Raw genomic sequence first — 22491 nt, forward strand, 5'->3', positions numbered from 1 at the left:
CTAGACTTGTGGACATCCGGCGGTCATGCCGTGGCGCTCGCCGCCGCCGACCTCTGCCGCCCCACAAGACATTCAGCTCCAGGAGACCTCGTGAGCCTTGCGACTGCGCCGCTGCTGCGGCATTACGTGGATGGCGCCTTCGTCGCCACCGACCGTCAGTTCGATAACCTCAGCCCGGTGGACGGGCGGCTCGTCGCGAAGGTCTGCGAAGCCGATGCCGCCACCGTCGACCGTGCCGTGAGCGCGGCCCGCCGCGCGCTGCACGACGGCCCGTGGGGCAAGACCACGCCTGCCGAGCGCGCCGCGGTGCTGCACCGCATCGCCGACGGCATTCAGGCGCGCTTCGACGACTTCGTCGCCGCCGAAGTTGCCGATACCGGCCGTCCCGTGGAGCAGGCCCGTACGCTGGACATCGCCCGGGGCATCGCCAACTTCCGCATGTTCGCGGACCTGATCAAGACCGCCGGCAGCGAAATGTACGAGATGCGCGCCGCCGACGGCGGCGACGTCATGAACTACGTCACCCGCAAACCGCTCGGCGTGATCGGCATCATCTCGCCGTGGAACCTGCCGCTGCTGCTCTTCACGTGGAAAGTCGCTCCGGCTTTGGCGATGGGGAATTGCGTGGTCGCCAAGCCGTCGGAGGAAACCCCGTCGTCCGCCACGCTGCTCGCCGAAGTCATGGACGCCGCCGGCGTGCCGCCCGGTGTCTTCAACCTCGTGCATGGCTTCGGCCCGGACTCCGCCGGCGAATTCCTGACGAAGCACCCGGACGTGGCCGCCATCACCTTTACCGGTGAGTCGCGCACGGGCAGCGCCATCATGAAAGCGGTCGCCGACGGCGTGAAGGAAATCTCGTTCGAACTCGGCGGCAAGAACGCTGCCGTCGTGTTCGCCGACGCCGATTTCGAGAAGGCTGTCGACGGCGTGGTGCGCTCGTCGTTCACCAACGCCGGACAGGTCTGCCTGTGCTCGGAGCGTGTTTATGTCGAGCGTCCGATCTTCGACCGGTTCGTCGCCGAGCTGGCCAAGCGAGCCGCCGCCCTGCGCATCGACGCCCCGGACGCCGACGGCGTGCAAATGGGTCCGCTCGTTTCCCGCAAGCATCGCGAGAAGGTGCTCTCTTACTATCGTCTGGCCGTCGAAGAAGGGGCGACGGTCGTGACCGGCGGCGGCGTGCCGAGCTTCGGCGATGTCCGCGACGAAGGCGCTTTCGTGCAGCCGACGGTGTGGACCGGCCTGCCGGATACCGCTCGCTGCGTGCGTGAAGAGATCTTCGGCCCGGTGTGCCACGTGGCGCCGTTCGACAGCGAAGACGAAGTGATTCGCCGCGTGAACGATAGTGACTATGGTCTGGCGGGCTGCGTGTGGACGACGAACCTGTCGCGCGCGCATCGCGTGGCGCGTCAGTTCCAGACCGGGCTGGTGTGGGTCAACACGTGGTTCCTGCGCGACCTGCGCACGCCGTTCGGCGGCGTGAAGCTCTCCGGGCTGGGCCGGGAAGGCGGGCGTCACTCGCTCGACTTCTATTCCGAAATCACCAACATCTGCATCAAGCTCTGAACCATGGACACTTCGCAAAACCAGAACACGCAGGCCCGGGTCGTCGAAGGCAAAGCCAAGCCGCGCGGCAAGTTTCCGCACATCAAGCGCGCAGGCGACTTCCTGTTCGTCTCGGGCACCAGTTCGCGCCGCCCCGATAACTCCTACGCCGGCGCACAGGTCGATGCGCTGGGCGTGACGCAACTCGACATCCGCGAGCAGACGCGCGCCGTGATCGAGAACATTCGCGACATTCTCGCGAGCGAAGGCGCCACGCTGGCCGACGTCGTCGAAGTCGGTTCGTTCCTTGTGAACATGAACGACTTCGGCGGCTATAACGAGGTGTACGGCGAGTACTTCGACGAGAACGGCCCCACGCGCACGACGGTCGCCGTGCATCAGTTGCCGCACCCGTTGCTGCTCATCGAAATCAAATGCGTGGCCTACGCGCCGCGTGCACGGTAACGGCACAAGACGCTCGACGCGCCATCGATACCGATAACGATACCGATAAAACGATACCGACCCCCATACCTCTGAAGCGGCATGACCCGGGAGACAGCATGTTGACGTATGGCAAGCCTTTCAATTTCCAGCGCTGGATCGACGACCACGCGCATCTGCTCAAACCGCCCGTGGGCAATCAGCAGGTCTGGCAGGACAGCGACTTCATCGTGACGGTCGTGGGCGGACCGAACCACCGCACCGATTACCACGACGATCCGCTCGAAGAGTTTTTCTACCAGTTCAAGGGCAACGCCTGGGTCAATCTGTGGATCGACGGGCGGGCCGAGCGCGTCGACCTCAAGGAGGGCGACATCTTCCTGCTGCCGCCGCACGTGCGCCACTCTCCGCAACGGCCGGAGGAAGGCAGCCTGTGCCTCGTGATCGAGCGTCAGCGCCCGGCCGGTCTGCTCGACGGCTTCGAGTGGTACTGCCTGAACTGCGGCACGCAGGTGCATCGCGTGGAAGTGCAGCTCAAAAGCATCGTGACGGATCTGCCGCCGCTGTTCGAAGCGTTCTATGGCAACGAATCGCTGCGCCGATGCCCCGATTGCGGCGAGATCCACCCGGGCCGCGCGGCACAACCCAGGACCCCGGTGTCGGCCTGATCCACACGCCGCGCCCTTCAACGATAACCACAGCAGCACTCAGCACATCACACGTCACGTCATGAAGAAAATCGACATGCACGCCCACTTCTTCCCGCGCATCACGCAGGAAGAAGCGGCCCGCCTCGACGCCGCCACCGCCCCGTGGCTGCGTATCGACGAAGGCGGCGAGACCGGCAACATCATGCTCGACAACCGCGCCTTCCGCCCGGTCTACCGCGCGCTGTGGGATCCCGCGCTGCGCGTCGAGGAGCTCGACCGCCACGGCGTAGACCTGCAAGTCGTCTGCGCCACGCCGATCATGTTCGGTTACCGCTACGACGGCCACGCCGTCATGGACTGGGTGCAGCGCATGAACGACCTCGCGCTGGAACATTGCGCCTACGCCCCCGCGCGTCTGAAAGCCATGGCGCAAGTGCCGCTGCAAGACCTCGACCTGGCCTGCGCCGAGGCGTCGCGCGCCAAGGCCACCGGTCATGTGGGCGTGCAGATCGGCAACCATCTGGGCGAAAAAGATCTGGATGACGAACAACTCGTCGCATTTTTGCGGCACTGCGGCAACGAACATATCCCGGTGCTCGTGCACCCGTGGGACATGATGACCGACGGTCGCATGAAGAAGTGGATGATGCCGTGGCTCGTCGCCATGCCCGCCGAGACGCAGCTCTCCATCCTCTCGCTGATCCTCTCCGGCGCGTTCGAGCGGCTGCCCCGCTCGCTCAAGCTGTGCTTCGCCCACGGCGGCGGCGCCTTCCCGTACCTGCTGGGCCGTGCCGAGAACGCCTGGCATTGCCGCGACATCGTGCGCGCCGACAGCCCGCACCCGCCGTCGCACTATCTGGACCGGTTCTACGTCGACAGCGCCGTGTTCGACCCGCGCGCGCTGCGTCTGCTCGTCGATACGATGGGGGTGGAGCGCATCATGCTCGGCTCCGACCATCCGTTCCCCCTCGGCGAACAGGACATCGGCCGTCTGGTCGCCGATCAGCCGGGGCTGGACGACGCCGGCCGGCACCGCATTCTCGCTGGGAACGCCATTGAATTCTTCGGCCTGTAACTGGTGCTTTCCCGGAGTGTTTTTAAAAACGCTTGCCTACGCAAAAGGCGTCGTTTAGGCTGGGCGATGAAATACTTGATGCTTAAACAATTCTGTAGGTTTTGACATAGTCTGACGCGCCTGGCCAACGATGACCGACGTGAAGAAGCGGTCAGGTATCCCGGCGCGAGTCCGCAGATAGACGGTGCTTGAATTCATAGTTTGGAGACCATGATGACGGGAACGAAGACCACGCAACGCAAAGCCATCGCTGTTCTGGGCGCCATCGCTGCCGCAGCGGCGATGTTCGCATCGGGCGGTGCGCAGGCCCAGGTGAAGATCGGCTTCATCGGCACGCTGTCCGGCCCAGGCGGCGCGCTCGGCCAGGATCAGTACGACGCCTTCATGCTCGCCATCGAGCAAAAGGGCGGCAAGCTCGGTGGCGTGCCGGTGCAGGTGATCAAGGAAGACGACCAGCTCAAGCCGGACGTCGGCGTGCAGGCGGCGCAAAAACTGGTGGAGCGCGACAAGGTCCAGCTCATCACCGGCGTGACGTTCTCGAACGTCATGATGGCGATCCACAAGAACGTGACGAACGCGGGCGTGGTGATGGTCGGCTCGAACGCCGGTCCGGCGCCGATCGCGGGTGAGCAGTGCTCGCCGAACTTCTTCTCGACGTCGTGGGACAACGACGAACTGCACGAAGCCGGCGGTCAGCTCTCGACCGATCTGGGCTACAAGAAGATGTACGTGATGGCCCCGAACTATCAGGCCGGACGCGACGCCGTGAACGGCTTTAAGCGCGACTTCAAGGGCCAGATCGTCGATGAGGTCTACACGCAGGTCAACCAGCCGGACTACTCGGCCGAAATCGCGCAGTTGCAGGCCGCCAAGCCCGACGCCGTCTACGTGTTCTACCCGGGCGGCATGGGCGTGAACTTCGTCAAGCAGTACCGTCAGGCCGGCCTGCTCGGCAAGATTCCGCTGATCTCCGTGTCGACCATCGACGGCTCGACCCTGCCCGCCCTGAAGGAACAGGCGGTCGGCAGCATTACCAGCGCGCCGTATTCGCCCGATCTCGACAACGCGCAGAACAAGCAGTTCGTCGCGGCCTTCCAGAAGAAGTACAACCGCGTGCCGTCGATGTACGCCGCGCAGTCGTACGACGCCGCCAACCTGATCGACTCGGCCCTCGCCAAGACCAAGGGCAGCGTGGCCGATCGCGAAGCGCTGCGTGCCGCACTCAAGGCCGCCGACTTCCAGTCGGTGCGCGGGTCGTTCAAGTTCGCGAGCAACCAATTCCCCATCGCCCCGTTCTATCGGGTGGACGTCGTGAAGGACAGCAGCGGTGCTGCGTTCGCGAACAAGGGAAAGATCGATATCAAGACGCGCGCCAATCTGGCGTCGATGTGCAAGATCCGTTCGTAACGTTGTCAATCGGCGGACTTGCCGAGCGGGGGCGGCCTGCCCCCGCTGTCTTTGAGCACCATCGAGGTTTTATGAAGCGCTACCGCAATTTCGACGACGCCGAGCTGGACGTTCAGTACAACGCTCGCGCCACCACCCCCAACGTGCTCGACATCCTGACGCAATACGCCGAGCGCAGCGCGCATGCGCGCGCCACCGTGCCCTGTGTCCTCGACGTCGCCTACGGGGATCATCCCGACGAAACGCTCGACATCTTCCCCGCGCCCACGCCCGGCGCCCCCGTGTTCTTCTTCGTTCACGGCGGCTACTGGCGCGCCCTGAACAAGAGCGATTCGAGCAACATGGCGCCCGCTTTCACGCAGGCCGGCGCCACGGTCGTCACCATCAACTATTCGCTCGCCCCCGGTGCATCGCTCGACACCATCGTCGATCAGACGCGGCGTGCGCTGGCCTGGGTGCATCGCCACATCGGCGAACATCACGGCGACCCGAGCCGCATTCACGTGTGCGGCAGTTCCGCCGGCGGTCATCTCGTGGGCATGCTGCTCGCGACGGGCTGGCATGCCGGGTATGGCGTGCCCGAGAACGTGATTGCCGGGGCCGCCCCGCTGTCCGGTCTGTTCGACCTCACGCCGATTCCGTTCACGCACATCAACGAATGGATGAAGCTCTCCGCCGACGATGCGCGCCGTAACAGCCCCCACTTCCAGTTGCCGGCACAGGGCTGCCCGATCGTCGTGTCCTACGGCGAGACCGAGACGGCCGAGTTCAAGCGCCAGTCCGACGACTATCTCGCCGCGTGGCGTGACAAAGGTTTCGACGGCGAGTATGTGCCGATGCCAGGGACCAATCACTTCGACATCGTGCTCACGCTGAACGACGTGTCCCGCCCGCTCACGCAGGCGATCTTCCGTCAGATGGGCCTGGCAGGGGAGTCGACATGAGCCTCACCCTCTTCATCATGCAGTGCCTGAACGGGCTGCAACTCGGGGTTCTGCTGTTCCTGATGGCCGCCGGGCTCACGCTCGTGTTCGGCATCATGAACTTCGTGAACCTCGCGCACGGCTCGCTCTACATGATGGGCGCGTTCATCGCCGCCACCGTCTACAACCACACCGGATCGTTCGCGCTGGCTGCACTTGCCATCGTTCCCGCGATGCTGGTGCTTGGGCTGCTCGTCGAGTTCGTCGCCCTCAAGACGCTCTATGACCGCGATCACCTCGATCAGGTGCTCGCCACGTTCGGGCTGATCCTGTTCTTCAACGAGCTGGCCCGCATCATCTGGGGGCCGTCGCCGTACTACATGGAAGTGCCCGACTGGCTCTCCAGCACCGTCAGTCTCTTTGGTCTCGATTACCCGGCGTATCGCTTTCTCATCATCGTCGTGGGCCTCGTCGTCGCGCTTGGCTGCTATCTGCTGATTCACCGCACGCGCATCGGCATGCTGATTCGCGCGGGCTCCACCCATCGTCAGATGGTCGGCGCGCTCGGCGTGAACATCGTGCTGCTCAACTCGCTGCTGTTCGGTCTGGGGGCCATTCTCGCCGGTATCGCCGGGCTCATGGCCGGCCCGATTCTGTCGGTGCAGCCTGGCATGGGCGAGCCGATCCTGATTCTGACGATGGTCGTGATCGTGATCGGCGGCATCGGGTCGGTACGCGGGGCGTTTCTTGCCGCACTCATCGTGGGCGTGGTCGACACCGTGGGCCGCACCGCACTGCCCACGCTCCTGCGCAGCCTGATGGAGCGCAGCACGGCGGACACCGCCGGCCCCGCGCTCGCGTCGATGCTGATTTACCTGGTGATGGCGGCAGTGCTCGCCGTACGTCCGCAAGGGCTCTTCCCGGTCAAACACGGGTGACTACACGGCTGACGATGGAAACGATGGAAATGAAACTCAATCTACGCACCGCCGTGCCGATACTGCTGCTGGTTCTGCTGGCGCTGGTGCCCATTTACGCGACGTTTGCCCAGCAACCGTTCTTCCTCACGCTCTTCGGGCGCATCGTCGTGTTCGCGATCGCGGCCGTCTCGCTCGATCTGATTCTCGGCTACGGCGGCATGGTCAGCTTCGGCCATGCGCTGTATCTCGGCCTCGGCGCCTACGTCGTGGGCATCATGAGCTTTCACGGCATCGACAACGGCTTCCTGCATCTCGGTGCGACGCTGCTGCTGTGCGCGATCGTGGGCGCCGTCACGGGCCTGCTCTCGCTGCGCACGACCGGCATCGCCTTCATCATGATCACGCTGGCGTTCGCGCAGATGTTCTACTTCCTCGCCGTCAGCCTGAAGCAATACGGTGGCGACGACGGCCTGCCGGTGTCGGCGGGCAGCCGCTTCGGCAGCGTCTCGCTGGATGACCCGGCGGTGCTGTACTACGTGGCCTTTGCCGTGCTTTGCCTGTGCGTGTGGGCCGGTCGCCGACTGGTCGAAGCCCGCTTCGGCATGGTGATTCGCGGCGCCCGTCAGAACGACCGTCGCATGCGCGCGCTCGGCTACCCGACGCTGCGCTACAAGCTCGTCGCCTACGTCATCAGCGCCATGGTCTGCGGCGTCGCCGGCATGCTCTACGCCAACCTGACGCACTTCGTCTCCCCCGCCTATATGGCGTGGACGGCATCGGGCGAATTGATCGTGATGGTGGTGCTCGGCGGGCTGGGCTCCTTCTTCGGGCCGGTGCTGGGCAGCACCGCCATGCTGCTGATCGAGGAATGGCTCAAGGGCATGACGGAGCACTGGATGATTGTCTTCGGGCCGCTCATCGTCGTGGCCGTGCTCGTCTCGCGTCGCGGCCTCTACGGCCTGCTCGGCGACCTGCAAGTGCGCCTCTCGCGCCGTGCGCGCACCGTGGAGGGCAAAGCATGAGCCTGCTTCGTGTCGACCAACTGGTCAAACGTTACGGCGGTCTGACGGCCACCGATCACTTCTGTCTCGACGTCGCGCCGGGTGAGCTGCACGCCATCATCGGGCCGAACGGCGCGGGCAAGAGCACGCTGATCGGCCAACTGGCCGGCGAGCTTCGCTCCGACGAAGGCAGCATTCATTTCGACGGGCAGGACATCACGTCCATGCCCATCGAGCAACGCGCCCGCTCGGGGCTGGCGCGCTCGTACCAGATCACGTCGGTGTTCCGCGAGTTCACCGCGCTGGAGAACGTGCTCGTGGCCGTGCAGGCGATGCAGGGGCACAGTTTCGGGTTCTGGCGTCCGGCCATTCGCGAAGCCGCGCTCGTCGAGCCGGCGCGGGAGATTCTCGCGCGCACCGGTCTGGCCGCACGCATGAACGTGCCGGCCAGCGCGCTGGCGCACGGCGAGCATCGTCAACTGGAACTCGCGATGGCGCTCGCGGGGCAGCCGAAACTGCTGCTGCTCGACGAGCCGATGGCCGGCATGTCGCAAGCCGAGTCCGAACAGATGACGCATCTGCTCGCCGATCTCAAGGGCGATTACGCGATCGTGCTCGTGGAACACGACATGGACGCCGTGTTCGCACTGGCCGACCGCATCACCGTACTCGTCTACGGACGCGCCATCGCCTGCGGCACCGCCGACACCATCCGCAACGATGCGGGCGTGCGCGAAGCCTATCTCGGGGACGAAACCCGCAACGAAATGCTGGGAGCGACGGCATGAGCACCTTGTTGTCTTTATCCGGCGTCGAGTCCTATTACGGCGCGAGTCAGGCGCTGTTCGGCATGCATCTGGAAATCGAGCGCGGCGCGTTCGTCACGCTGCTCGGGCGCAATGGCATGGGCAAGTCGACTACCGTCAAATCAATGACGGGGCTGATGCGTCCCGCGCGCGGCGAGATCGTGTTCGACGGTCAGCCGGTGCACGCGAGCCCTTCGCATCGCATCGCGCGCGCCGGCATGGGGCTGGTGCCCGAGGGGCGGCAGATTTTCCCGACGCTGACGGTGCGCGAGAACCTCGTCGCCACCGCAGGCAACCGTCACGGGGCGAGTTCGCCGTGGACGCTCGAACGCATCTACGGCCTGTTCCCGCGCCTGCGCGAGCGTGAGAAAAACCTCGGCAGCAATCTGTCCGGCGGCGAGCAGCAAATGCTCGCCATCGGCCGCGCCTTGATGACGAATCCGAAATTACTCATTCTCGACGAAGCGACGGAAGGCCTCGCGCCGCTCATTCGCGGTGAAATCTGGCAGTGCCTGAAGCAACTTAAAGGCAGCGGCCTGTCGATTCTCTGCATCGACAAGAATCTGGCGCCGATGCTGGAGCTTGGCGACCAGCACTACATCGTCGACAAGGGCCGTGTGGCGTGGCAGGGCGACTCATCGAAGCTGCGCCGGTCGCTGCCCGAATTGCAGGCTTATCTAGGCGTCTGATACGCCTGTTAGACGGTGTAAGCCACATTTCTGCGTACACTCTACGGCACCTCGACTCCACGAGGTGCGTAGTGCTCGATAGGTGTCAGACGCAAAAATCGGGAGTGTTTTGTGAAAGCACCCAGCAAAACTATGTGGTGCAATCGGCTCCGCTTGATTGACTTTGCAAGCGCTCCCGATCAACAACTCACGACACCGGTCAGGACTATGGCTTACTCGAACACGCCTTCGAATCCCTTCCGCTGGCTGCTTTCACAGGACACCGGTGCACCGCCACCGGCCGAGCCGGCGCACGTCAGGAACGGTCTTCCTGCGGATCTTCCGCTCAACATCAAGGAGTTGCCGCGCACGCCACTTCCCAAACTGGAAGTGTTTCCCGACGAGTTGCTCGCCCTGCGAAAGCACCTCGGCATGTCGCGCAATGTCTTCGCGCATTACCTGCGCACCAATCCCCGCACGCTGGAGAACTGGGAGCAAGGGCGCGCGCGTCCGAACGCTCAGGCGGCCTGCCTGATCCGGCTCGTGCAACAGAACCCGGGGTTGGTTTCGTCGCTGGCGCGTCTCTGAATCGCTTTTGGGTGGGGGGAAGGACCGTGGCCTGGTTCATGCGCCGGCCACGTTGAAAAGGGGCGTACCGATCCGTCGGTACGCCCCCTTTCTTTACATCGATGGAGATGTGCGTCGGGCGTTATGGCTTCAGACCGCAAGCCTCGCGCAGACACGCCACGAACCGGGCACAGGCCGGGCTCGGCGACTTGTCCGAGCGCAGCGAATAGCCAACGTCGCCAAAGCTGCCCGGCATGGTGTCGGCCAGCACCCGCAGCAGCCCCGACTCCACGAACGGCGTAGCGGCTGCGCGCGGCATCAGCGCCACGCGAGGCGTCTCGAGCATCAGGCCGATATTCGTGAGCACGGACAGCGACTCCACGACATCTTCGGGCAACGCGAGACCCGCGTCGTGGAACAATCGTTCCGCCGCCAGTCGCGAGGGCGATTCCGGCACCGGCAGAATCCACGCCTGCTCACGCAGTTCGGCAAGCGGCACACGCTCGGGAAAATGCGACCAGTGGCGCTTGCCCCCGATCACGCTGAGCGATTCGTTAAAGAGAATTTCATGCGTCAGCGCAAAGGCATTGGCCACCGGCAGCGAACGCTCGGGCAAACGCCCCACGACGATATCCAGATCGCCGCTGGCCAGCGCCGGGAACAGTTGCGCCGTGGTGGCCTCGCGCACGGTGACGAGCACGCCTGGCGTGCGCTCCTTGAGCATGGCGATGGTACGCGGCAGCAGGTCGGCGGCAGCCGAGATGAGTGTGCCGACGATTACGTGACCGCTGGTGCCTGCGCTGAACGCATTCACCTCGTCCGTCAGGTATCGCAATTCGGCCATGAGCGATTTCACGCGATGGCCGAGCAACTCGCCGAGTTCCGTGGGCTGCATGCCGCGATTGCTGCGCACGAAAAGCGGCCCTTCGAAGCAGGCCTCCAACTCATGCACGATCTTGCTCACCGCCGGCTGGGTGAGGCCGGTTTCGTTCGCGGCGCGCACGAGCGAGCCCGTCTCCAACACGCGGTCGAAGACCTGAAGCTGGTGAAACTTGAGCTTTCGTCCGAGGTTGAGCGCTGTCCAGGGGAGTGATCGCATCGGCGTCCCGTCAGGCCGCCGCAGCAGAGCCGGACGCGCTCACCGGGTCCATCGCCTGCGGCACCGATGCCGCTTCCGCAGGCTCTGCACTGAGAAACGCCGCCACGTACTCTTCGAGCATGGCGACGTCCGGCAACGACGCCGGGTTCACGTGATAGTTGACGAGACAGCCGTCGAAGATCAGCACGAGCATGTCGATGAGACGCGCCCGACGCACGCTGTCGCGCGCGAGACTCGGCGCGCTGGCCGCCAGCATGGCCGACAGACGCTCCCGAAACCACTGAAGTAATGACGGATCGTACGGATCTCCCGGGCTGACGGTCGCCAGCGCCTGCACCAGATTGTGCGAAAACCCGTTATCGAGTCGCGGCGTCTCGACGAGCAGGCCGGCGAGCAGCGTGCGCATGCGGGCATGCGCGCCGTGCGCCGACATCACTTCGGTTTCCAGTGCGGAAATACGCGCCTTGAACCATTTCTCGTAGACGCAGAAGAAGACTTGCAGCTTCGCGGTGAAGTAGCTGTAGATGTTCGCGTGCGAAATGCCGGCGCGTTTGGCGATCTGCACCATTGTGGTGTCGACATACCCTTTTTCGAGAAACAGGGCATGCGATGCTTCGAGAATGGCGAGACGGATGTCTTCTTTCTTGACTTGTGGCATATGTGAGCCTGCCCGGATAGGCCGGGCACCTTGATCGTAAATTCTCAACTGCTACCAGCGCCGATACCGAGTGTCAGCGCGCACAGTATGCCAGCGCAAACGCAGCTTGCGGCGAAAACTAAGCGCAAACACTCCCCCGGACTTTCCCGATATTTCAACGCACGCAACGTGATCTGCGATGACAGACATCGCGTAATGCGCCGTCCTGGCGCAGATTCCGCGCACAACGGCGCGCGGCACCTTCTACAACGGGGTTAGCGGCAAGATATTTCAAAATCGAACAATTCTGATGTCATGTTTTTCCGGTGCTGCGACGTGTGCCGCATCGTAGCCACCGTCGTATATGCGCGCGAATACCGGGACGCATGCGTGCTCCCCCATTCGCGAGTACGCACTATGCGTACCTGCATCCATGAAAACCTTCCGCCCCGATTGTGGGATCGCAATGTCTCCTCGCCTCATCGATAGCGAGGTCGTGTAGGTGACATCCGTCAGCGAATTCCTACATTGATTCGGACTCCATCTCATTTATTCGATGGCATGTGCGATACCCATCGACCGCAAACGCCCGCGATACGGTGCATCCAAAAGCAATTACAAAGATTTACAAGATCGACCGATCCAAATACCGCAAATTGCGTCCAACTACCGTCAATCCATGATGACGACGGGCGGGAATCAACACCGCTCTCGCAAGGAGGTCATGATGAGAAGAAACGTTGAACAAGCGCTTGACCCAATGTCGGTACACGTCTCGAAGACACGCATTGCGAAGGTGTCCTCGGCAATCGGACTGGCAGCCGTCGTCCTCACGCTGGCCGGCTGTGCGTACGAAGCGCCGCCGCAACCTCGCCTGCCGTATCGAGGACCGGAGAGTACGAATCCGGCCTACCAGCCGAATTGCGGACCGCCTCCTTATGCGCCGGGGTCGGCATGCAGTCCCTACGCAGCGCCGCCGGCGCCTGTGCCGAACACGGATGCTTACGGGCGTCCCTATCCGCCGACCGACGCGTATGGCCGCCCCTATCCGACCGATGCACAGGGCCGTCCGTATCCGCCGCCGCCCCCGCCCCCGGCTTATCGCGAGTCGAACCCTGCCACTGGGGTAGGCGTGCCGGAAAACGGGTCGGCAACGGCCAATTGAACGAACGATTAACGAAACGGCAGTCCGCTGTCGTCCCACGTGCTCCGCTGCTGCGATGCCACGAGGTACCTAACGGCCTGCCGACACCTGGGGCGCCTCGCCCCGTTGAAGGAGCCATACGTCATGAAAACCACACAACGATGGGTCTCGCGTGTTTCGCGCTCGGCGGCCCCGATACTGGTCGGTGCCGCGCTGATCGGCACGCTTGCCGGATGCGGCGGCATGACACCGCGCGAATCGCGTAATACCGCCGTGGGTGCCGGTGTCGGCGCACTCGGCGGCGCCCTGATTTCCGGCGGCGACCTCGGTACGACCGTCGGCGGTGCCGTCGTCGGCGGCGTGATCGGCAACGTGATCACCGACGACCGCCGTCGCCGCTGATAAGGAGAAGCGAGACATGACATCCCGAGACATCGTTCGCCAACGAACGCTTCATACCCTCAAGACGCGACGCCATGCACGCCGGGCCCTCGCCGCCGTGGCGCTGTGCGCCGGCGCCGCCGTGCTGTCGCTGGCCGCCATGCCCAGCTTTGCGCAGTCGGCGCCCCCCATCAATGGCGTCGTGCCGACAACGCCAGCGCCGCCGCCACCGCCCATGGGTGGTCCGGTGAATGGTCCTGATTACGGCGACGCCGCCGATCAGAACGCCGCGCTGGGCCTGTACCTGCAACGGTCGTTCGACGCCATCGACACCAACCACGACGGCAAGATCAATCGCAACGAATGGTCGGCCTATCAACGCAGCCAGTTGCAGGCGCGTCGTGCCACGTTCGAGCGCTACTTCAAGGCAGCCGACAAGGACGGCGACGGCTACCTGAGCCGCGATGAAGCCGCCGCATCGGAACCGTTCCTCTACCAGCATTTCAACGAAATCGACGTCAACCACGACGGCAAGCTCTCGCCGGCCGAAATTCGCAGCTTCTTCCGCCGGTACTACCACGACCGTGCGCAGGCCGACGCCGCGACAACGAAACCGTAAGCCGCGAGCCAAATGCCGCGTCCCGGCGCGGCACCAGCAAAAAGGGCTGGATCCCGTACAGGATCCAGCCCTTCGTTTTTCAGCCTCCCGCCGGTCCGGCGGGAGGCATTCACCTACGTATCAACACCGATCTCTGCGGCGTGCGCGACCTGTCACCGTCACGCCGCCGCGATCACGCATTACACGTGGAAGAATTCGGCAATGATCGCGGCACCGAGGAACGTGCCGGCGTTCGCGAGGAACGACACGACCACGATGCGCCAGCCCAGACGACGGAAGGCAGGCACGTCCTTGGCGACCGACAGACCCGCGTACGTCAGCATCGGCGTGACGAGCGACAGGAAGTTGATCTTGCCCGTGAACTGCTCGACGACCGGAGCGAACGGGAAAGCAGGCGAGGTCAGGAACATCGCGATCAGCGACACCCAGCACACGGCCGGCACCTTGCGGCGCGTGATGAAGTACAGCGCTTCGCCGACGATCACGGCCGCGATGATGATCAGCATGCCCGGCACGCCGTCGAGGAACGGCGTCTTGAAGGCCATGCTGTTACCGACCAGCGCCAGTGCGCTGGAGAAGACCCAGGCGAACAGACGCGCACCGAAGTTCATCTCGACGGTGTGGGCCTTGCTGGCTTGCTTCAGTTCCTTGGCGGCGTCTGCGTCGGCCACGGCAGCGGCTTCGGCATTGGCACGGCCGCGCTTGCTCATGCGGCCCAGCACCGGCTCCATCACGCGATAGCCCCACACGGCGAGCGGCAGCGAGATGAACAGGGTGAAGTACGTACCGATGGTCGTCGTGATCAGGTTCGACGCCGCAGCGAACGTCGCCACTTCCTTGGCGACTTCCGGCGTCTGCTGGGCCGCGATGGCACCGGCAGCGGCGGCCATCATCGAACCCGAGCCCACACCGGCGCCCATGGCGAGCGAGTGCGGATGGAACAGGTTCAGGCTGGCGACGAAGCCCGCGAACAGCGAGATGAACACGGCACCGAAGATCGTGCCCGTCAGGTACTCGGCCAGCACGCCACGGCCTTCCGGCGAATCGAAGCCGTACTTTTCACCGATGATGGCGAGGCTCGGCTCACGGCCGACCGAGAAGGTCGCACCGATGGCTTCACGCTTGATACCGAGCATCAGCGCGACCGGCAGGCCCAGAATGATCGTGCCCACGAAGTGGCCGAACTCCTGGAACACCAGCGCCCAGCCGGCAGCCACGAGCTTGGGCAGCGAGCCGCCCACGAGCAGGCCCAGCTTGGCGACGAACAGCAGCAGCGCCGGTTGCAGAATGGCCGCTGCCTTGTGCTGCATCGGCAGATCGATCTGCGCGAAACGCGGCAAACGCGATTGCGACAGGCCCAACGCCGCGCCGAGCAGCAGCGCCCAGACCATCGGCAACAACACGATCTTGCCGTGACCGGCACTGATGCTGATCGCGCCGATCAGCTCCGCGATCACGAGGATCACGATTGCCCACACATACAGGCGCACGCCATCGCTGAAGGCGCCTCCCTGCGGCTTTGCCGCGTTTTGTTCCATGACTGCCATCTGGGTCTCCACTGCACTTGCTATTGAACCGGTCCGGTGCCGTTCGCCCGTCGCTTTTGGCGACGATGCGGCGGGTCGACGAACATGTCGGTGATTAAGGACGTTCGGCACGCCGCCCGTCCGGTCGCAAGACCGGCGGACTTTTCGGCATGACGGTGCGTGAACGCCCGCCATGTTGGCACGCCTTGGTGACAGCAACAGCGTTTCCGCGCCGAACCGCCCGAGGGCGGCATTATACGCGGTCAAAAACCCCGTTTCGGCCCCGTGTCCCGCAGGCTGAAACGGTCGTGTGCAGGACGACGTCTCACGACCGGCGCCCGGCACACTTTCTGCACTTTTACGTCGCGTTCGCCCCCCATTGCCGGTAAGTGAACGCACGATGACAGCACGACCTCACGGTTCGCCGGCCTCATGCCGACCGGCAAACCGTCACACTGGGATCAGACGTAGCCAAACGGCGTGGCCGGATTGGCCGCCGTCTCGACCCAGACGCTCTTCGTCTGCGTGTACTCGTAGAGCGCTTCCACACCGCTGGAGCGGCCGTAACCGCTGTGGTTGTAGCCACCGAACGGCGAGGCGACGTTGATCGTCTTGTAGCCGTTGATCCAGAACGTGCCGGCGTTGACCTGCGACGCCACACGGTGCGCACGTGCGACGTCCTGCGTCCAAACGGCGCCGGCCAGACCGAACTCGCTGTCGTTGGCGATCGCGAGCGCTTCTTCTTCCGTGTCGAACGGGATCGCCACGACCACCGGGCCGAAGATTTCCGTGCGGGCCACGCCCATGGTGTTGTTCGCGTCAGCCAGTACCGTCGGACGCACGAAGAAGCCGCCGTCGCTACGCTGCTGCGAACCGGCCGCCAGACGCGCACCGCCTTCGACGCCCGCGTCGATCATGTTCATCACGTGCTGATACTGCGTGCGATTGCAGATCGGGCCGACTTCGGTCGTATCGTCCAGCGGCTCGCCCACGCGAATCTTCTCGGCGCCGCGCGCCAGCATCTCGACCATCTGGTCGTACACGCCGCGCTGCACCAGCAGACGCGAGCCTGCCACGCAGCTTTGTCCGGCGCTCGAGAAGATCGCGGCCTGTGCGCCAAGGCAGGCGCGCTTGAGATCCGCATCGTCGAACACGATGTTGGCGGACTTGCCGCCCAGCTCCAGCACGCTCGGCAGCAGGCGCTGCGCAGCGGCCGTGGCGATCTTGCTGCCGGTGGCCGGCGAGCCGACGAACACGACCTTCTTGATGACCGGATGCGAAATGGCGGCTTGCCCTGTCGTGTGACCGAAACCGGCGAGCACGTTGATCAGACCGCGCGGCACACCGGCCTGCTCGGCGAGTGCGGCGACCACCAGCGAGCTGGCCGGCGTGAGTTCCGACGGCTTGAGCAGCACGCCATTGCCCATGGCGATGGCCGGGGCGAGTTGCCAGCCACAGGTGAAGACCGGCGCATTCCACGGCGTGATCTGCAACACCACGCCCATGGCTTCGCGGCGGGTGTAGTTCAGGTGCGTGCTCGGCACCGGGATGACGTCGCCGAAGAACTTGTCCGTCCAGCCGGCGTAGTACTCGAACATCTCGGCCACTTTGCCGACTTCGCCGCGACAGTCGCGGATCGGCTTGCCGGCACCGATGGATTCGAGTTGTGCGAGGGCTTCGGCATTTTCGCGAATCTTCGCGCCGACGGCCTGCATCACGCGACCGCGTGCGGCGTGTGTGAGGGCCCACCAGGTCTTTTGTGCGGCCTGTGCGGCGGCGGCCGCTTGCGCCACGACATCGGCACCGGCGTCGCAATAGGTGAGCACCGTCTGGCCAGTCGCCGGGTTGACGATGTCGATGGTGGTCTCGCCACGGCCTTCGACCAGTTCGCCATTGACGAACGAACCGATGGTGCTGGCGTTGGGGAAGAACTTGGCGAATGCGCCGAGCAAAGCGGAGGCTTGTTGGTCTGGCATGTGAAAACTCCGTGCGATGCGCTCAGACGCGCATCGTGTCGTCAAATAGAAACAAAACTTTCAGGGGCCGCTGACAGGGGCGATGACAGCCGTCGATGACAGCGGCAAGGCGATCGATTCAACGATTAGGCGCGGCCCGGCTCGATGAACTGCACGATGCGGTTGAAATCCTCGTCGTCGCCCACGGTCGCGGCGCTCGCCGCCCACAGACGCCCCACTTCCGCCGACAGCGGTCCCGTGGCGAGCGTGCCCGTCTGCTCGGCCAGCGCCATGGCCAGACGCACGTCCTTGCGCATGAGCTTCATCGTGAAGCCCGAGTCGAAGGCGTCGTTGAGGATCCACGTCGGGTAGTTGGTTTGCGTGATGCCGCTGCGGCCCGAACCGGCATTCAGACCTTCGAGCACCTGTTCCGGGGCCACACCGGCGGCCTTCGCCAGACGCATCGCCTCGCCCGCCACCACCAGATGCGCCGCGCACATCAGGTTATTGATGAGCTTGGTCACGTGACCGGCGCCCACATCGCCGATATGCACGCGCTTGGCCGACATGGCGGCGAGCACCGGCTCGATACGGGCGATGTCGTCCGCCGAGCCGCCCAGCACCATCGTGAGTGCCCCGTTCAACGCGCCCTTCGGGCCGCCGGAGACCGGTGCATCGACCAGAGCGATGCCCTTCTCGCGCAGCGTGACGGCCAGCTTGCGGGTGCTTTCCGGGTCGGCCGTCGACGTGTCGACCACGATCAGGCCTTCGCGCCCGTTCGCGGCAATGCCGTCGGCACCGTTCACCACGGCTTCGACGACTTGCGACGTCGGCAGCGACAGCACGAGCGCGTCGGCCTCGCGTGCCAGTTCCGCGACCGAAGCGCGCAGGCCAACGCCTGCGTCGGCCAGCGCGGCACCGGCTGCCGGCGACGGATCGAAACCGAGCACCGTGAAACCGCCGCGCTGCAACGACAGCGCCATGCCGCGTCCCATATTGCCCAGTCCGACCACTCCGATGATTTTCATGTTGACTCCAGATTGACTGCGAAGATGACGCCGCCCGCACGGGCCGCGCCGCGTTGCTCCGCCCGCCGGGATCTCCGGCCGACGCTTGGAAAGCGGATAGAAGGCGATAGGAAGCCGCCGCGCTAGTGGTTCACGAACTCCAGCACGACGTTGCCGGCGAACTCGGGCTCCACCACCAACCCGTGCTCGTTGTAGCCGTAGGGCACGCCGTTCTCGCGCCACAGCGCTTCGACGTGGGCCAGGTCCGGCGTGAGCAGCGTGATCGCAACGGCATGGGTGCGCACGCCCTGCGCCATCGGCAACCCGACCGCTGCGTAACGCGCCTCGGCCCGCTGCGGCGACATGGCGCGCAGATGACCGCAGCCGGTGTCGGCGACCGCCCCGCCCTCATAGAGATCGACATGCCGCGCGCCGTACATGCGCTGCCAGCGCGTGGCGAGCGTGCGCAGCGACGCCGCATCGGGCGTCACATAAGTGACACCGACGATATTGGTCACCCCGTTCGCGTGGTTCTGCCACTCCGGCACCCAGATCAACTCCGGGCGATGCTGGTGACAAATGAAATTGGAGACGTCGCCGAGCGTATCGTCGATGAACAGCCCCAGCGTGACCACGACCTCGTCGGGCGTGCCATCGGGTTTGCGCATCGCGCGGCGGAAATCGAGCATGCCTTGCGATTCGAGCCCCGCCTGCGCCAGCCGGGAGTGGTCGGCGCGGGCGTCCTTGCTGTGAAGTGCGACGAGCGATACGCCTTCTTCGCGTACGAGGAAGTCGCCGAGATAGCGTCCGAAGCAGAAATCGCCCACGGCATTCGTGCCGAACTTGCTGGCGTTGTCCACGCCGATCAGCTCGATGAAGTTGTCGCCGAACATCATGAGCGACGTGACGGTGCCCCACGGGTGATACGACACCGGCGACGGGGCGAAGCCCATGCGCGCGTAATGCGCCAGCCGCCGCGGATGGTCATGCACAGTGACCAGCGGATGATCGATGCCGAATCGCGTATTGCGCGGAGGAATCATCAAGTGTCTCCGAAGGGCTCGGGGGCTCACGCGGCGCGACCGTTCGTGAGTCATGCCGGGCCCGGGGCCGCGCGTCATCCCGCAGGATCGCTCACCCTGACACCCCACCGTGTCGTCACATCCGGTCACATCGAAACTGGCGCGGAATCGGGCCGCCGACACCGGGCCTCGCCTGGGTTCGTTGCCCGGCGTTGGGGCCGATCCGCATGAGTCGCAGTGTGGATTGAAAAAAAATGACGCTCAATGACAACGCTTGAAGATTTTTGTTCTAATTATTAGTCTTTAGGGTATGACACCTGCCATCAACGAAAGCCGTTTGTCCTATCTGTACGAGGCCGTCCAGTGCGGCACGGTGCGCGCCGCCGCCGACAGACTCGACATCGCCCCCTCCGCCGTCAGCCGTCAGATCGCCTTACTGGAAGCCGAACTGGCCCTGCCGCTCATCGAGCGTCACAAACGCGGCGTGCATCTGACGCAGGCCGGTCGTCTGCTCATGGAGTACTACCGGGAGCAGCGTGCGCACCAGGAGGACTTGCTGGCCAAGCTTCAGGAAGTGCGCGGGTTGCGGCGCGGGCACATCCGGCTGGCGGTCGGCGAAGGCTTCGTCAGCGACCTGATGGGCGCGCCGCTGCAATATTTCTGCAAACGTTATCCGGACATCACGCTCACGCTGGATCTGGCCGGTACCAACGAGGTCATGCGTCTGGTCGCGGAAGACGACGCCGATATCGGACTGGTCTACAACCCGCCCGCCGAACCCAAGATCGTCTCGCGCGCCCAGATGGCGCAGCCGGTGCACGCGATCGTCGCGCCCGGCTCTCCGCTGATCGCGCAAGCGGCGAACGCCGCCGCGACCCAGGCCGCCGAAGCGATGAGGGCGATGGGGGCGACGAAAGCCACCAAGGCCATCCAGGCGGGAGATGCCACCCATGCAGACGGGAGACACCAGCCCGGCGCCCTCACGCTCGACGCCCTCTACGATGTGCCGCTCGCGCTCATGCACGGCGCTTACGGCACGCGGCAGTTGATGGAGTTGGCCGAACAATCCGAAAAGCACCGACTCACGCCCACGGTCACCACGAACTCGATTTCCGTGCTCAAGCACTTCGTGCGCGCAGGGCTGGGCGCGACCTTTCTGCCGACGTTCGCCGTCTCGCAGGAAATCGAAGCGGGGGTGCTGTGCGCCGTGCCTATCGACCATCCGATTCTCAACAGCGCCGAGGCCCACCTGATCACGCGTGCCGGGCGCCGCCTGTCCGGCGCGGCCAACCGCCTGCTCACCCACCTCGCGAGCAAGATGGAGGCCTTCGGCGCGCCGGGTTGACGCCCCAAGCGCGCCGACGCCGCATGGCAGAGGCATGGGGCACGAGCATGCGTCAAAGGCATGCATCAACGACATGAAACGGCCGAATGAAAGCGTCCGACCGTATCTTTCGATACGCAAAGGAATGCGCAACGCCGTTTCGGTTGCTGGCACGCAACACTCGACGCCCTAAGCCTTTCCCTTATATTGCGTACCGGAAAATTCGGATATAAAGAAGCCAATCAGGGAAACGGGTGCTTCTTCGTCATCCGGCTGGCGTCGTACGAATCGTGTTGTACGAGTCGCGTTGTACTTACGTCGCACTACGAGACAAATAAGTCCGCCCGTTCCCGCCACTCATTCCGGTCGCATGGCAACGCGCGCGTGCGCGTTGCCGCCGACCTAACGCCAGTGGACCGCCATGACGACGACCTGTGAAAACCAGAGCGTGACTGTCGTACCGGCATCACTCGCAACCGGCCGCGTTCCCCCATGCGGCGCCCGTTGCCCAGGCGTTCCCGATTGCCGATTTCTCGTCACTCGTAACGAAATTTCAGGCTTTTCCGACGATGTCGCAGACCGCTCCCGCTCGGGCGCGCTACGACGACGACGGTCATAACCACGCGAAAGAGGTGCGGGGCGCAACGCAATATCGCAACCTGGGGAGCAGATCATGAAAAAGAAGCTCATTGCAGCCAGCCTGCTGTGCGGCATCGGTACGTTCGCGCACGCGCAAACTAGCGTGCAACTCTACGGCCGCGTCGATGGCGGCTTTCAGTTCATGAACAATTTGCAGGACGGCAACGGCGGCACCGCCTCGCGCTGGAGTGCGCAGGGCGGCGATTACGGCACGAGCCTGTTCGGCCTGCGCGGCTACGAGGATCTTGGGCAGGGATTGCATGCCGTATTCAATCTGGAAGGCGGATTCCAGTTGATGAACGGCTTCAACAACAACGGCTCGGGATCGATCTTCGACCGTCGCGCGCTGGTCGGTTTCAACTCGCGCTCGTGGGGGCAACTCACGCTCGGTCGCAACCTGTTCATCAGCAACGGGGTCTGGGACTTCGATCCGTTCCAGCAGCAGGCCTTCTCGTCGGCGTCGCTCGTGCGGGGTCGTAACTGGCCGCAGGCGAGCAACACCGTCAACTATCAGAGCCCGAACTGGTACGGCTTCGACGTCGCGGGTCAGTATGCTTTCTCCAACATCGCCGGCCAGTTCAACAACGGCCGGGGCATGGGCGCGCAATTGACCTACACGCACGACCGCTTCCAGTTGCGCGCGTTGTACGACGAAATTCGCGACACCAACGGACGCTTCACCGACGTGTTCGCCACCTCGCGCGAATACTTCGCGGGCGCCAACGTCTTCCTGAACCGCTTCACGATTTCGTTGGGTTACACGCACATGTCGGCCCCCGACGCGCCAGCGCCCGACTTTGCTACCCGCGCCGACCATTACTGGGCAGGCGTGAAGTATCAGGCGACGCCCGTGTGGGCGGCAAACGCCGCGGTCTATCACGTGAACGTGCCGGGGGGGTTCGGACACGCGACGATGTTCGAACTGGGCACGACCTACAACCTCTCGAAGCGCACGTTCCTGTACGGCACCGTCGCATACGTGAAGAACAGCGCGAACCAGAGCTTCTCGGTCGCCGCGATTCCGAGCGATTCGCTCGACAATCCGCCGGCGGGCAAGAGCCAGACCGGTGCCTACATCGGGGTCTCGCACTCGTTCTGACGTCGCACGACGTCTCGCCGCAAGCACAAAGCCCCC

Annotated in this window: 22 protein-coding genes; 16 read left to right on the forward strand and 6 right to left on the reverse strand. The window is 64.4% G+C overall.

Annotation, left to right across the window (positions count from 1 at the left end; all coding sequences use genetic code 11):
* The first annotated feature begins 90 nt into the window (after nucleotides 1-90).
* The 11 genes from PCA20602_RS10540 (at nucleotide 91) to PCA20602_RS10590 (ending at nucleotide 10024) form a co-directional block, all read left to right on the forward strand.
* The gene (locus PCA20602_RS10540; RefSeq protein WP_150721197.1) at nucleotides 91-1563 is read left to right on the forward strand and encodes a 2-hydroxymuconic semialdehyde dehydrogenase; all 1473 of its coding nucleotides are present in this window, start codon (nucleotides 91-93) and stop codon (nucleotides 1561-1563) included.
* 3 nt (nucleotides 1564-1566) lie between these two features.
* Nucleotides 1567-2007, forward strand: a complete 441-nt coding sequence (locus tag PCA20602_RS10545) for a RidA family protein (protein WP_150721198.1) — start codon at nucleotides 1567-1569, stop codon at nucleotides 2005-2007.
* A 98-nt stretch (nucleotides 2008-2105) separates the two neighbouring features.
* Nucleotides 2106-2654, forward strand: a complete 549-nt coding sequence (locus PCA20602_RS10550; protein ID WP_150721199.1) for a 3-hydroxyanthranilate 3,4-dioxygenase — start codon at nucleotides 2106-2108, stop codon at nucleotides 2652-2654.
* Nucleotides 2655-2715: 61 nt separating this feature from the next.
* Nucleotides 2716-3711: an amidohydrolase family protein gene (locus tag PCA20602_RS10555; protein ID WP_150721200.1), complete on the forward strand. Its 996-nt coding sequence runs from the start codon at nucleotides 2716-2718 to the stop codon at nucleotides 3709-3711.
* A gap of 213 nt (nucleotides 3712-3924) precedes the next feature.
* Nucleotides 3925-5118 (forward strand): ABC transporter substrate-binding protein, encoded by a 1194-nt coding sequence (locus tag PCA20602_RS10560; RefSeq protein ID WP_069344750.1) that lies wholly within the window; start codon nucleotides 3925-3927, stop codon nucleotides 5116-5118.
* Between the two features lie 71 nt (nucleotides 5119-5189).
* Nucleotides 5190-6062 carry an alpha/beta hydrolase gene (locus tag PCA20602_RS10565; protein ID WP_150721201.1) on the forward strand — a complete coding sequence of 291 codons (873 nt, stop codon included), beginning with the start codon at nucleotides 5190-5192 and terminating at the stop codon, nucleotides 6060-6062.
* Nucleotides 6059-6979: a branched-chain amino acid ABC transporter permease gene (locus PCA20602_RS10570; RefSeq protein WP_150721202.1), complete on the forward strand. Its 921-nt coding sequence runs from the start codon at nucleotides 6059-6061 to the stop codon at nucleotides 6977-6979. Before PCA20602_RS10565 ends, PCA20602_RS10570 begins: the two co-directional genes overlap by 4 nt.
* Before the next feature lie 29 nt (nucleotides 6980-7008).
* Nucleotides 7009-7983, forward strand: a complete 975-nt coding sequence (locus PCA20602_RS10575) for a branched-chain amino acid ABC transporter permease (RefSeq protein ID WP_069344840.1) — start codon at nucleotides 7009-7011, stop codon at nucleotides 7981-7983.
* Nucleotides 7980-8750: an ABC transporter ATP-binding protein gene (locus PCA20602_RS10580; RefSeq protein WP_150721203.1), complete on the forward strand. Its 771-nt coding sequence runs from the start codon at nucleotides 7980-7982 to the stop codon at nucleotides 8748-8750. Before PCA20602_RS10575 ends, PCA20602_RS10580 begins: the two co-directional genes overlap by 4 nt.
* Nucleotides 8747-9457, forward strand: a complete 711-nt coding sequence (locus PCA20602_RS10585) for an ABC transporter ATP-binding protein (protein WP_069344746.1) — start codon at nucleotides 8747-8749, stop codon at nucleotides 9455-9457. Before PCA20602_RS10580 ends, PCA20602_RS10585 begins: the two co-directional genes overlap by 4 nt.
* Before the next feature lie 207 nt (nucleotides 9458-9664).
* Nucleotides 9665-10024: a helix-turn-helix domain-containing protein gene (locus tag PCA20602_RS10590; RefSeq protein ID WP_150721204.1), complete on the forward strand. Its 360-nt coding sequence runs from the start codon at nucleotides 9665-9667 to the stop codon at nucleotides 10022-10024.
* Between the two features lie 121 nt (nucleotides 10025-10145).
* On the opposite strand, the gene PCA20602_RS10595 is transcribed toward PCA20602_RS10590, so the two are convergent.
* Both PCA20602_RS10595 and PCA20602_RS10600 read right to left on the reverse strand, forming a co-directional pair.
* Complete coding sequence (locus tag PCA20602_RS10595; protein WP_069344745.1) at nucleotides 10146-11102, reverse strand: LysR substrate-binding domain-containing protein; 957 nt, start codon at nucleotides 11100-11102, stop codon at nucleotides 10146-10148.
* Between the two features lie 10 nt (nucleotides 11103-11112).
* A complete protein-coding gene (locus tag PCA20602_RS10600) occupies nucleotides 11113-11760 on the reverse strand; it encodes a TetR/AcrR family transcriptional regulator (protein ID WP_150721205.1) in 648 nt (215 codons plus the stop codon).
* 706 nt (nucleotides 11761-12466) lie between these two features.
* Here PCA20602_RS10600 and PCA20602_RS10605 point away from each other — a divergent pair.
* The 3 genes from PCA20602_RS10605 (at nucleotide 12467) to PCA20602_RS10615 (ending at nucleotide 13883) form a co-directional block, all read left to right on the forward strand.
* Nucleotides 12467-12904 carry a hypothetical protein gene (locus PCA20602_RS10605; protein WP_150721206.1) on the forward strand — a complete coding sequence of 146 codons (438 nt, stop codon included), beginning with the start codon at nucleotides 12467-12469 and terminating at the stop codon, nucleotides 12902-12904.
* 123 nt (nucleotides 12905-13027) lie between these two features.
* The gene (locus PCA20602_RS10610; protein ID WP_150721207.1) at nucleotides 13028-13285 is read left to right on the forward strand and encodes a glycine zipper 2TM domain-containing protein; all 258 of its coding nucleotides are present in this window, start codon (nucleotides 13028-13030) and stop codon (nucleotides 13283-13285) included.
* A 16-nt stretch (nucleotides 13286-13301) separates the two neighbouring features.
* Nucleotides 13302-13883, forward strand: coding sequence for an EF-hand domain-containing protein (locus PCA20602_RS10615; protein WP_150721208.1), 582 nt, complete (start codon nucleotides 13302-13304; stop codon nucleotides 13881-13883).
* Nucleotides 13884-14062: 179 nt separating this feature from the next.
* Here the strand turns inward: PCA20602_RS10615 and PCA20602_RS10620 are convergent, their stop codons facing one another.
* The 4 genes from PCA20602_RS10620 to PCA20602_RS10635 form a co-directional block, all read right to left on the reverse strand.
* Complete coding sequence (locus PCA20602_RS10620) at nucleotides 14063-15430, reverse strand: DUF3100 domain-containing protein (protein ID WP_150721209.1); 1368 nt, start codon at nucleotides 15428-15430, stop codon at nucleotides 14063-14065.
* A gap of 440 nt (nucleotides 15431-15870) precedes the next feature.
* Complete coding sequence (locus PCA20602_RS10625) at nucleotides 15871-17385, reverse strand: aldehyde dehydrogenase family protein (protein ID WP_150721210.1); 1515 nt, start codon at nucleotides 17383-17385, stop codon at nucleotides 15871-15873.
* Between the two features lie 125 nt (nucleotides 17386-17510).
* The gene (locus PCA20602_RS10630; RefSeq protein WP_281354656.1) at nucleotides 17511-18614 is read right to left on the reverse strand and encodes an NAD(P)-dependent oxidoreductase; all 1104 of its coding nucleotides are present in this window, start codon (nucleotides 18612-18614) and stop codon (nucleotides 17511-17513) included.
* On the reverse strand, nucleotides 18515-19414 hold the full coding sequence (locus tag PCA20602_RS10635) for a VOC family protein (protein WP_150721212.1): 900 nt from the start codon (nucleotides 19412-19414) through the stop codon (nucleotides 18515-18517). The genes PCA20602_RS10630 and PCA20602_RS10635 overlap by 100 nt, the downstream gene beginning before the upstream one ends.
* A 289-nt stretch (nucleotides 19415-19703) precedes the next feature.
* On the opposite strand from PCA20602_RS10635, the gene PCA20602_RS25995 reads away from it, so the two are divergent.
* Complete coding sequence (locus tag PCA20602_RS25995) at nucleotides 19704-20738, forward strand: LysR family transcriptional regulator (protein ID WP_246182120.1); 1035 nt, start codon at nucleotides 19704-19706, stop codon at nucleotides 20736-20738.
* A 652-nt stretch (nucleotides 20739-21390) separates the two neighbouring features.
* Entirely contained in the window at nucleotides 21391-22455 is a 1065-nt protein-coding gene (locus tag PCA20602_RS10650; protein WP_150721213.1) for a porin, read from the forward strand.
* Nucleotides 22456-22491 lie beyond the last annotated feature (36 nt).

It is taken from the genome of Pandoraea capi (assembly GCF_902459735.1).
Taxonomy (GTDB): Bacteria; Pseudomonadota; Gammaproteobacteria; order Burkholderiales; family Burkholderiaceae; genus Pandoraea; species Pandoraea capi.

Bases quoted from the DNA above. Each gene is read 5' to 3' on its own strand.
- PCA20602_RS10600 (WP_150721205.1), bottom strand. From the start codon at position 11,760: ATGCCACAAGTCAAGAAAGAAGACATCCGTCTCGCCATTCTCGAAGCA.
- PCA20602_RS10575 (WP_069344840.1), top strand. From the start codon at position 7,009: ATGAAACTCAATCTACGCACCGCCGTGCCGATACTGCTGCTGGTTCTG.
- PCA20602_RS10585 (WP_069344746.1), top strand. From the start codon at position 8,747: ATGAGCACCTTGTTGTCTTTATCCGGCGTCGAGTCCTATTACGGCGCG.
- PCA20602_RS10620 (WP_150721209.1), bottom strand. From the start codon at position 15,430: ATGGCAGTCATGGAACAAAACGCGGCAAAGCCGCAGGGAGGCGCCTTC.
- PCA20602_RS10590 (WP_150721204.1), top strand. From the start codon at position 9,665: ATGGCTTACTCGAACACGCCTTCGAATCCCTTCCGCTGGCTGCTTTCA.
- PCA20602_RS10570 (WP_150721202.1), top strand. From the start codon at position 6,059: ATGAGCCTCACCCTCTTCATCATGCAGTGCCTGAACGGGCTGCAACTC.
- PCA20602_RS10635 (WP_150721212.1), bottom strand. From the start codon at position 19,414: ATGATTCCTCCGCGCAATACGCGATTCGGCATCGATCATCCGCTGGTC.
- PCA20602_RS25995 (WP_246182120.1), top strand. From the start codon at position 19,704: ATGACACCTGCCATCAACGAAAGCCGTTTGTCCTATCTGTACGAGGCC.
- PCA20602_RS10605 (WP_150721206.1), top strand. From the start codon at position 12,467: ATGAGAAGAAACGTTGAACAAGCGCTTGACCCAATGTCGGTACACGTC.
- PCA20602_RS10615 (WP_150721208.1), top strand. From the start codon at position 13,302: ATGACATCCCGAGACATCGTTCGCCAACGAACGCTTCATACCCTCAAG.
- PCA20602_RS10565 (WP_150721201.1), top strand. From the start codon at position 5,190: ATGAAGCGCTACCGCAATTTCGACGACGCCGAGCTGGACGTTCAGTAC.
- PCA20602_RS10545 (WP_150721198.1), top strand. From the start codon at position 1,567: ATGGACACTTCGCAAAACCAGAACACGCAGGCCCGGGTCGTCGAAGGC.
- PCA20602_RS10555 (WP_150721200.1), top strand. From the start codon at position 2,716: ATGAAGAAAATCGACATGCACGCCCACTTCTTCCCGCGCATCACGCAG.
- PCA20602_RS10610 (WP_150721207.1), top strand. From the start codon at position 13,028: ATGAAAACCACACAACGATGGGTCTCGCGTGTTTCGCGCTCGGCGGCC.
- PCA20602_RS10650 (WP_150721213.1), top strand. From the start codon at position 21,391: ATGAAAAAGAAGCTCATTGCAGCCAGCCTGCTGTGCGGCATCGGTACG.
- PCA20602_RS10580 (WP_150721203.1), top strand. From the start codon at position 7,980: ATGAGCCTGCTTCGTGTCGACCAACTGGTCAAACGTTACGGCGGTCTG.
- PCA20602_RS10550 (WP_150721199.1), top strand. From the start codon at position 2,106: ATGTTGACGTATGGCAAGCCTTTCAATTTCCAGCGCTGGATCGACGAC.
- PCA20602_RS10595 (WP_069344745.1), bottom strand. From the start codon at position 11,102: ATGCGATCACTCCCCTGGACAGCGCTCAACCTCGGACGAAAGCTCAAG.
- PCA20602_RS10560 (WP_069344750.1), top strand. From the start codon at position 3,925: ATGACGGGAACGAAGACCACGCAACGCAAAGCCATCGCTGTTCTGGGC.
- PCA20602_RS10625 (WP_150721210.1), bottom strand. From the start codon at position 17,385: ATGCCAGACCAACAAGCCTCCGCTTTGCTCGGCGCATTCGCCAAGTTC.